Below are 3,874 nucleotides of genomic sequence, written 5' to 3' on the forward strand. Positions count from 1 at the left end.
CCGACGCCGGCGGCCTGGCCGGGCGGCTCGGTGCCCTCGGCCGCGCCGAGCGGCGCGCCGCCCTGCTCGACCTGGTCCGCGGTGAGGCCGCGACCGTGCTCGGGCACGCGGGCGGTGACCGCATCGACCCCGAGCTGGCCTTCCGCGACCTCGGCTTCGACTCGCTGACCGCCGTCGAGCTGCGCAACAAGCTCGGCGCCGCCACCGGTCTGCGGCTGCCCGCCACCGCGATCTTCGACTACCCGACGGTCGTCGCGCTCGCCGAGCACCTGCTCGTCGGGCTCCTCGGCCCGGACGCCGACGGCGACTCCGGGACCGGCGCCGACATCGCCGGGATCACCACGGCCGACGACCCCGTCGTCGTCGTGGGGATGAGCTGCCGCTTCCCCGGCGGGATCGGCTCGCCCGAGGACCTGTGGCGGGTCCTCGACGAGGGCACCGACGTGATCGCCGGGTTCCCGACCGACCGCGGCTGGGACCTCGACGACCTGTTCGACGACGATCCCGCGCACCGCGGCACCTCCTACGCCCGCTCCGGCGGGTTCCTCGACGACGCCGCCGGCTTCGACGCGGACTTCTTCGGGATGAGCCCGCGCGAGGCGATGGCGACCGACGCCCAGCAGCGGCTGCTGCTGGAGTCGTCGTGGGAGGCGATCGAGCGCGCCGGGCTGGACCCGCACAGCCTGCGGGACAGCCGGACCGGTGTGTTCGCCGGCGTCATGTACTCGGGCTACGGCACCCGTCTGGACGGCGACGAGTTCGAGGGCTTCCAGGGCCAGGGCAGCGCGCTGTCGGTGGCCTCGGGCCGCATCTCCTACTCGTTCGGCTTCGAGGGTCCGGCGATGACGGTGGACACGGCGTGCTCGTCGTCGCTGGTCGCCCTGCACCTCGCCGCGCAGGCGCTGCGCGGCGGGGAGTGCGACCGGGCGCTCGCCGGCGGTGTCACCGTCATGGCGGGCCCCGAGACCTTCGTCGAGTTCTCCCGCCAGCGCGGCCTCGCCCCCGACGGGCGATCCAAGCCGTTCTCCGAGTCCGCCGACGGCGTCGGCTGGTCCGAGGGCGTCGGCATGCTCCTGCTGGAGCGGCAGTCCGACGCGCTCCGCCACGGCCACCGCATCCTCGCCGTGGTCCGCGGCTCGGCGGTCAACCAGGACGGCGCCTCCAACGGGCTCACCGCGCCCAACGGGCCGTCCCAGCAGCGGGTCATCCGGCAGGCACTGGCCTCCGGTGGGCTGTCCACCGCCGACGTCGACGCCGTCGAGGCGCACGGCACCGGCACCACCCTGGGCGACCCGATCGAGGCCCAGGCCCTGCTCGCGACCTACGGACAGGACCGCGAGCAGCCGCTGCTGCTCGGCTCGGTCAAGTCCAACATGGGCCACACCCAGGCCGCCGCCGGTGTCGCCGGTGTGATCAAGATGATCATGGCGATGCAGCACGGGGTGCTGCCCCGCACCCTCGGGGTCACCGAGCCCTCCTCGCACGTCGACTGGGACGCCGGGGCGGTCGAGCTGCTCACCGAGCAGACGCCGTGGCCGGAGACCGGGCGTGCCCGCCGCGCCGGGATCTCCTCGTTCGGCATCAGCGGCACCAACGCCCACGTCGTGCTGGAGCAGCCGTCGCCGGTGGAACCCGCCGACGCGGTCGCCCCGGCACCCGCCCGGGACGGCCTGGCGCCGCTGGTGCTGTCCGGCAGGACCCCCGAGGCGCTGCGCGGGCAGGCCGACCGGTTGCGCGCGCACCTGCAGGACCGGTCCGGCCTCGTCCCGGCCGACGTCGCGTCGGCACTGGCGAGCAGCCGGTCGCGGTTCGCCCACCGGGCCGCCGTCCTGGCCGGAGACCGCGACGACGCCCTGCGCGCGCTGGCCGCGCTCGCCGCGGACACCCCCGACCCGGCCGTCGTGACCGGGACCGCCCGGCCCGGCCGCACCGCGGTGGTGTTCTCCGGGCAGGGTTCGCAGCGGCTCGGGATGGGCCGCGAGCTGTACGGGCGGTTCCCGGTGTTCGCCGAGGCGTTCGACGCCGTCGTCGCGGTGCTGGACGCCGAGCTCGGCGGTGACCTGCGGGCCCTGGTATGGGGCACCGACGCCGCGGCGCTGGACGAGACCGGCACGGCCCAGCCCGCGTTGTTCGCGGTCGAGGTCGCGCTGCACCGGCTGGTGGAGTCCTGGGGTGTGCGGGCCGACCTGGTGGCGGGGCACTCGATCGGTGAGATCGCGGCGGCGCACGTGGCCGGGGTGTTCTCGCTGGCCGACGCGGCGCGCCTGGTCGCGGCGCGGGCGTCGCTGATGCAGGCGTTGCCGACCGGGGGCGCGATGGTCGCCGTCCGTGCGACCGAGGAGCAGGTGCGCCCGCACCTGACCGACGACGTGGCGGTCGCCGCGGTCAACGGACCCGCCTCGCTCGTGCTGGCCGGGGCACGAGACGCCGTCCTGGCCGTCGCGGAACAGCTGCGCGCGCAGGGCCGCTCGGTCACCACGCTGCGGGTCTCGCACGCGTTCCACTCGCCGCTGATGGACCCGATGCTCGAGGAGTTCCGAGCCGTCGCCGAGCAGCTCACCTACACCGAGCCGGTGGTGCCGGTGGTGTCGAACGTGACCGGTGCGCTGGCGGGGCCGGGTCAGCTGTGCGTCCCGGGGTACTGGGTGCGGCACGTCCGCGAGGCCGTCCGCTTCGGCGACGGGGTGCGGGCGCTGGCCGAGGCCGGCGCGACCACGTTCCTGGAGCTGGGTCCGGACGGGGTGCTCTCGGCGATGGCCCGCGAGTCCCTGCCCGAGGACACGACCGTGACGGTCCCGGTGCTGCGCCGCGACCGCGACGAGGAGCGCACCGCCCTCACCGCGCTCGCCACGCTGCACACCACGGGCGTCCCCGTCGACTGGACCGCCCTGCTCCCGGCCGGGCCGGACCACGTCGACCTGCCGACCTACGCCTTCCAGCACCGGCACTTCTGGCCGTCCGGAGCGACCGGCGCACCGGCCGGGACCGGGACGACCGGGCACCCGCTGGCCGGCAGCGTCGTCGCGCTCGCCGACGGCGAGGGCCTCGTGCTCACCGGTCGGATCTCGACCCGCACCCAGCCGTGGCTGGCCGACCACGCCGTCGGCGGCCGGGTGCTGCTGCCCGGCACCGCGTTCGTCGAGCTCGTCCTGCGCGCCGGTGAGGAGGTCGGCTGCGACCACGTCGAGGAGCTCACGCTCACCGCACCGCTGGTGCTGCCCGACGACGAGACCGTCCGGACCCAGGTCCGCCTCGGGGCGGCCGACGCCGCGGGCCGCAGGCCCGTCACCGTCCACTCCCGCCCCCACGGCACCGACGACGACCCGGACCCCGACGCCGGGTGGACCCTGCACGCCACCGGCACGCTGGTCACCGCCCTCCCGCCGGTCCCGGACCCGCTCGACGGGATCTGGCCGCCCGCCGGCGCCGAACCGGTGGACCTCGACGGCTTCTACCCGGCCCGCGCGGCCGAGGGCTTCGCCTACGGCCCGTCCTTCCAGGGCCTGCGGGCCGCCTGGCGGCGCGACGGCGAGGTGTTCGCCGAGCTCGCCCTGCCCGAACCCGCCGACGGGACCGCCACGGCCTACGCCCTGCACCCCGCCCTGCTCGACGCCGCCCTGCAGTCGGCATGGCTGGCCGAGGACCGGGGCGGGGACACGGCCGGCACCACCGCCGCGGGCGTCCCGTTCGCCTGGAGCGGTGTCTCGCTGGCCGCCGCCGGTGCGTCCGCGCTGCGGGCCCGGCTGCGCCGCGACCCCGACGGCACCCTCACCGTCTCCGCGACCGACACCGGCGGCGCACCCGTCGCCGAGGTCCGGGCGCTGGAGATGCGGCCGGTCGGTACTCCCGACGACGTCGCCCCCGGTGTCCGGGA

The 3,874-nt window shown here is 76.4% G+C and carries 1 protein-coding gene; it reads left to right on the forward strand.

Features of this window, described 5'->3' with window-relative positions; genetic code table 11:
- A partial coding sequence (locus GTW08_RS23185) for a type I polyketide synthase (protein WP_161152530.1) occupies positions 1-3,874 on the forward strand: 3,874 nt, incomplete at both ends.

It is taken from the genome of Pseudonocardia sp. SID8383 (genome assembly GCF_009864975.1).
GTDB lineage: Bacteria > Actinomycetota > Actinomycetes > Mycobacteriales > Pseudonocardiaceae > Pseudonocardia > Pseudonocardia alni.